Here is a 6,148-nt window from a genome sequence, read left to right on the forward strand (position 1 = left end):
ACCGGGTCCACGCCCGCATCCGCGGGCCCGTCGAACGCGGCGTCGCCACCGCAAAGCACTGGCGCGTCCTACGCGGCGCACGCTGCAGCCCCAGCGGCATGAGCCGCATCACCGCCGCCATCCTCACCCTCACGATCTACACCTGAAAAGGCCTCAGTGGGCCCGGTTCTATCTCCTCTTCCCGCAATCCCAGCTGGCTGAGCGTACCTACCAGGAAAAACTCCTCGATGCGGCAAGGGACTTCGCGCACGCCATCAACCCGTCGTTCGGCCAGGTCTCCTACGGCGACGGAGGCCTGGTACGCACCGAATTCGAGCTGGCCCGCGACGTGCCCCTGCTGTCACACCAACTGCTGCCGGACAGCCGCCTCTACCTGCGCGGCTACCACTGGCTCACTGTCTGCCCGCAGGAACTGGCCGACAAGCTCGGCGGCCCCCATGCCCTCGAAGCAACCGGCGCCTTCGTCGACGTCACGCCGCTGCGCAGCGGCGGCGTCTGGCTCCAGGCCACCGACACCTTCGCCGACTACGACATGGCCGCCGCAACCCGGGTCTGGAACGCCCTCGCGCCCGTCCTGCGGCCGGGCCTTCCACGCACCCCGGACCACCACGACCCCACCCCGGTTCGCCTGGTCCCCGAAGACGCCGCAACCCGCGGCGCCGCCTGACGGTCCTCCCGCCCCGGCCGTCGAAGGCCGTCCGGTGCCGCGCACCGTACCGTCACCGCCCTCGCGCGAAGCCCCGAATTCCGGGCTCCACAGGAGCACGAAGACGTCGAGCAGGGGTTGGTCGACCAGTTCCTGCTTGCCTGGGTCGACGCCGGATGGCGGACAGCTCCAACGCCGACGACCAGCGGGCGATCCTCGAGTTCGTACGGAAGGAGTCGACGGTGTCCATCGGGTTCTTCCAGTCCTTCACCGGTCAGATCCTGCGCATCCAGTGGCCGTCCGTGGCCCATGCGGTAAAGCGGCGGGCGGTGAGGGCCGAGTTGTCGTCGAAGGTGCCGCCGACGAGGATGTGGCGGAGGCCGGCGACCACCGGGTCGAGGCGGCGGACGATGTGGTCGGGCTGGCGCTTCAGGTCGTCCTGGAGGGCCGCCACGACGGAGATCTGGTCGGCGAGGCCGCACAGGGACATGAAGAAGACCGTCTGGCGCCATGCGTAGGCGGCGTCCTTGATCGTACCGAGCGGGCGCGGGTTGTTGTGCACCTGGCCGACGAGGCGGCTGGTGCCGCTGAAGGCGGCGCGCGCGAGGCCGTCCCAGCCTTCGGCGGGGGAGACGCCGATCGGGTGTACGAGGGCGGCCAGGTTGTGCGTGGTCAGGATCTGCGCCTGCTCGATCACCATGCCGTTCGCGGCCACCCAGGAGCCGCCCCGCGTGTTGCCCGCGCGGTCGCGGCACAGTGCGGCGAACGTCGGGGCCGTCGGCGGCTTGGGTGTGCGGCGGGCCTTCGGGCCCGTTGCGGGGGTCTGCGGTGCGGGCAGGGCGCGTACGGCCGCGTAGTCGATGGCGAAGTAGCGTGCGTAAAGGGACCCTTCGAGGAGGTCGGCGGCGAGCACGGCGGCCCGGCGGAACTTGTCGGAGAACGAGCCCATGAAGATGTCGGCGGCCAGTTCCTCGGTGAGCGGCACGTCGAGCTGCGCCTGCCTGGCAAGGGCGCCGAGTTCCTGAATCATCGGGTTCGGCAGGATCGTCGCCGGGAAAGCGCGCAGCGTCAGCCCGGCCATCTCGGTCAGCGCCGCCTGCGCGAGACCCGCGGTGTCCCGGGCCGGACGACGGTAGCGCGCGACCGCCTCGACCCACGGCAACTCGTGGATCCCGACCTGGCTTTCCAGGTTCAGGAGCAGAAGTGAACGCCGGTTCGCGAAGGCCCGGTACGAGGCGGCGACGAGCGTACGCAGCGCGTCGTCGTGGTACGCGAGCGCCGACGTCGCCGCCACCAACTGCGGTGCCAGCCCCGCCAACACCTCCGCGGACGGCACCACGCCGCGCTCCACCAACGTGGCCACCGGCGCGCTCAGCACCCTCTCAACCACTCGGCGCAGCGCGTCCGGGATCTCGGTGCCGACGCGCACACCGGGACGCATGGCCTCGGCCTCCGCCTCTGAGACGGGGGCCACCACCCAGCCGGTGTCTGGCAGACCGGCGTTGGGGGCGACCTCGGCGAGCCGTGTGAGCAGCAGCTTGGCGAGCTCGTACGAGCTCACCAACGCCGCGTCCGCTGCCTGCCGTTCCCGCAGCCGTGTGTGCTCGGGCGAACCCGGAGTGCCGCGGCGGATGACCATCGCATCGACGGCGTGCTGCAGCAGCCCGCGTCGCCGTGGCGGCAACGGTCGTCCGGCGACGGCGAGTTCCAGCGCGGCGCGGAGAATCGCGATGTTCTGTTTGGGGTTGCGGTGCTTGCCGCACAGCCTGTGCTCCGAGGCCAGACGCCGGTAGCGGGCGAGGAGTTCGCGGCCGCGGTCCGGCCAGCCGTCGGGAGTGACGGCGCCGACGGTGCCCTCGGGGGAGACGGTCTCCAGCCAGTGTTCGAGGAGTTGGTCGGCGAACGGGTTCCAGACGGTCAGTGCCTCGTTCATCGCCATGACGCGCGCGTTCGGGCGGCGGACGCCCAGCGCGGTGCGTACGTCGGCCACGGTCTCGCGGTGCACCATCACGCCGTCCGGCATGGGCGCGTCGGTCGGCTGCGGCGTGAACCGGAGCCGGTCGGCGAACGGCCGGATCGTGTCGAGCAGCGTCAGAGCGCCGAGCCGGTCACCCGCGCGCAGCAACCAGGCGACGGTGGGCAGGGCGGCTTCTTCGGGGACCGTGACGTCGTACCGCCCGCCGTCGAGCAGCGCTTCGAGCTCGGCCAGGCCCACGTCCGTGAGGTGGTAGTGGAACAGTGCCAGGCGGCTCGGGTTGCGCAGGCCGATGCGGGCGCCGGTGGCCGTCTCGTGCGGCAACAGCGGGCCGCCGGCCTCGGCGTCGCCGGTGGCGAACCCGCCGCGGACCACCTGCGGGGTCACCCACGCCGGGAGCCCGGCGACGGGGGTGCGCGATCCGACGGTCAGCGTTCCCGCGGACATGCCGTCCAGCACCGTCTGCCACGTGCGCAGGCGCTCCTCGGCGCGCTGTCGCGTCGCGGCATCCTCGTGGCCGAGGGCGGTGCGGAAGGCCTTGGCCAGCTGCCCGCCCGGGTAGCCGGTACCGATCTCAACGTGGTTGGTGTCCATAGCCGACGTGGCGGGTTCCGCCCCCGCGCCCTCCGGGTGTCAAGCCCGGTGCTCTGCTTGCTGAGCTACACGCCGTCGGTGGTGCGATGCCCCCGTGGGGGCGACCTGGCCGACGTGGCGGGTTCTGCCCCCGCGCCCTTCGGGTCCGGAGCCCGATGCTCTGCTGACTGAGCTACACGCCGTCGCTTCCCGTCCAGGCTAGGAGAGTCGCAGCGTGCCGGGCAACGGGATATCCCTCGACCTGGCGTGGCGTCAGTTCACGTCGACGTGGTCCACCAAGGCAAGGAGGTTGGTGAGCACGTGCACGCACGAGTCCAGGTCGGCCGCGGTCAGTTCGCCTCCGACCTGCCGCAGTACGTCGTGCTCGCGTGCCAGGACCGCGCCAACCGCCGCGCGTCCGGAGTCGGTCAGGCGGATCAGCGACGAACGCTGGTGAGCCGGATTCGGGACGGATTCGACGTACCCGAGGGCGGCGGCGTCGTTGACCGTCCGCTGGACGAACTGCCGGCTGACCGCGAGGGAGCGGCCGATCTGCGGGACGGTCAGGGGTGCGTCGTACGCCCGCAGCACCTCAAGCACGGTGCGAACTCCGACGGACAGCCCCTCGATGGTCTCGGAGGTCTCCACCTTGCGGTACGCGCGCCGGTAGAGCGGGCCTATGAGCGCGAACACCTCGGCGAGCCGGGCAGCGAGCTCGTCGGGCGGCAGCGGGGCGTCGATCTTGTCGGACTTCTGCTTGGTCACGAGACCAGGATGACACCTCGGTCCCCTAAATGACAGCTAGGTTGTCATATACGTCGAGAGATGGCACCTTGGTTGTCATGATGCTCTCCTCGGAACTGAAGTGGTTCACCAGCGACGACGGCGAACTCGCCTACCGCGACGAAGGCGCGGGCCACCCGGTGGTCCTGCTGCACGCCGGGTATCTGACGCATGAGATGTGGGACGCCCAAGTGCCCGCGCTTGCTGCGGACCACCGCGTCATCGCCCCGGACGCGCGCGGCCACGGCGACTCGGCGAACGCGTCCAAGCCCTTCCGCCAGACCGACGATCTGGCCGCACTCCTCCGCCATCTCGACATCGGCCCGGCGGTGCTCGTCGGCATCTCGATGGGGGCCGGCATCGCGGTCGACACCGCGCTCGAACACCCGGAGCTCGCAGCCGGCGTGGTGATCAGCGGTGCGGGTACGTCGGAGCCGGAATACTCCGACCCCTGGACGCTGCAGATCTTCACCGACCAGGCGACGGCGATGGCGACCGGCGATGTTGAGGGCTGGCTGAGCGCCGCCCTGCGGAGCGCCCTTGGCCCGACCCGCGAGTTCGCCGACATGGACGCCGAACTGATGTGCAGAATCCGCGAGATGACGGTGCGTACGGTCTCGAAGCACACCATGGACGAGGAGAACGTCACCGTTCCGGTCACCGACACGTGGTCGCGCGCGAGCAGGATCACCGTGCCGATCCTGGCCATCCACGGCGCGTTGGACAGCCCGGATCTGATCGGCATGGCCGAACGACTCGTGGACAACGCGCCGCACGGCAGATCCGCGACGATCGACGGCGTTGCGCACTACCCGAACATGGAACGCCCGGACGAATTCAACGCGCTCGTTCGGGAGTTCCTGCGAGACGTGTACGGGGCGGCTCCGCTGACATCATGAGCTCGGAGACATTGGGCACATCGAAACGAGGACACCGATGGTGGCTGCCCCGTGGATGAAGGCATACGCGGCCTGACCGTGGCAGACCAGCGCCACCAGGCCGCCGCCGCGCTGGCCGCCGTGGGTGTCGACGCCGGGCCAGCCGTACTCCGCGAACTCGCCGACGCGTCCTCGCCGGTGCCGTGGTACGTGGCGGGGCGCTGCTGGCCATCGGTGTGGCGCGTTCGACATGGTCTTCGAGGCCCTCGTCGCCGCGCGGACACCAGCTGTCCCATCCGGCCCCACGTCCGGCTCGCCGCCGTCAGCGCGAACGGCTACGCCTACGGTCACAACAACCCCGCCACCTACACCGACCCCAGCGGCCTGCGCGACCTCGACTGCACAGAGATCGGCGTCAAGTGCACCTACGGGCCCGGCGTCAAGACCACCATCGACACCAGCGGCGTTCCCGGTAGGGCCATCGGTGGGTTCCCCGGCGTCGTCCAAGGCAACAAGCCCACCGGCGGCACGTACACAACGCCGCCCGCATCGTCCACCGCAGGCAACAAGAGCGGGGGGAAGAACCCTCTCCAAAAGACCTGGGACGCCGGGAAGAAGGCCGCCAGCGCAGGAGCGAAGACCGTGACGAACCAGGTTAAGCTCCAGGTCAAAACCGCCGTCGCAGCAACGAAAGCCGATGTCGCGGTGAAGCAATGGGTCGAACAACACGTCACCATCGGCGCCCAAGCCTGCCTCGTCATCGCCTGCGCGGTCGTCACGGTTCAGGGTCGGCACCTCATCATCGGCGGAGGGTGGAACCTCCCCTGGCAAAAGGGCGGCGGTAAGGGGCCAACCAGGGCTCCATAGGCGCAGGCGCCTCCATCGGCTTCAACTCCGAAAGGCCAGCAGACCAAAATTCCTACGGAATGTTCGTCTGCGGCTACGCAGGAGCAGGCGGCTGCGTCTCAGGCGCCCCGGCAACCGAAGGAGGCAACTTCGGGCTCAGCGCAGGGGCCGGGTACGGTGTCGTGGCTGGCGCAGTACGCACATGGACGTTCCCCCTCGTACCGGGATGGATGCCCTAGCACCGAGAACCTCCCGTGCGGTGGTCCACACAGTTCTGTGGACCACCGCACGCTGTCAAAGATCCAGTCAAAGGAACCACCCCTGATCGTTGCGGGCGAGCCGATATCACCGGCGAGGAAGCCGATGTACCAGTCGGGTTGGGAACCGGCGGTGATCTGCCCTGGGTTGTACGGACCGTACGACCAGATCGGGTTGATCTGCACCAGG

5 protein-coding genes and 2 tRNA genes are annotated in these 6,148 nt (G+C 69.7%); 3 read left to right on the forward strand and 4 right to left on the reverse strand.

Annotated features, from left to right (window positions below):
• Positions 1 to 328 precede the first annotated feature (328 nt).
• The gene (locus tag ACWD12_RS40670) at positions 329 to 667 is read left to right on the forward strand and encodes a hypothetical protein (RefSeq protein WP_450103904.1); all 339 of its coding nucleotides are present in this window, start codon (positions 329 to 331) and stop codon (positions 665 to 667) included.
• A gap of 253 nt (positions 668 to 920) precedes the next feature.
• Here the strand turns inward: ACWD12_RS40670 and ACWD12_RS40675 are convergent, their stop codons facing one another.
• From ACWD12_RS40675 to ACWD12_RS40690, 4 genes are all read right to left on the reverse strand, one after another.
• Positions 921 to 3,215, reverse strand: a complete 2,295-nt coding sequence (locus tag ACWD12_RS40675) for a hypothetical protein (protein WP_450103905.1) — start codon at positions 3,213 to 3,215, stop codon at positions 921 to 923.
• 2 nt (positions 3,216 to 3,217) lie between these two features.
• Positions 3,218 to 3,290: transfer RNA gene (locus tag ACWD12_RS40680), tRNA-Ser, on the reverse strand.
• Between the two features lie 31 nt (positions 3,291 to 3,321).
• Positions 3,322 to 3,397, reverse strand: a tRNA-Arg gene (locus ACWD12_RS40685).
• A gap of 70 nt (positions 3,398 to 3,467) precedes the next feature.
• Positions 3,468 to 3,959 carry a MarR family winged helix-turn-helix transcriptional regulator gene (locus ACWD12_RS40690; RefSeq protein WP_450103906.1) on the reverse strand — a complete coding sequence of 164 codons (492 nt, stop codon included), beginning with the start codon at positions 3,957 to 3,959 and terminating at the stop codon, positions 3,468 to 3,470.
• Between the two features lie 77 nt (positions 3,960 to 4,036).
• Between ACWD12_RS40690 and ACWD12_RS40695 the strand changes: the two genes are divergently transcribed.
• Together ACWD12_RS40695 and ACWD12_RS40700 are read left to right on the forward strand one after the other, a co-directional pair.
• On the forward strand, positions 4,037 to 4,876 hold the full coding sequence (locus ACWD12_RS40695; protein WP_450103907.1) for an alpha/beta fold hydrolase: 840 nt from the start codon (positions 4,037 to 4,039) through the stop codon (positions 4,874 to 4,876).
• 51 nt (positions 4,877 to 4,927) lie between these two features.
• Complete coding sequence (locus tag ACWD12_RS40700; RefSeq protein ID WP_450103908.1) at positions 4,928 to 5,722, forward strand: hypothetical protein; 795 nt, start codon at positions 4,928 to 4,930, stop codon at positions 5,720 to 5,722.
• Positions 5,723 to 6,148: the final 426 nt, after the last annotated feature.

The organism is Streptodolium elevatio (assembly GCF_053592165.1).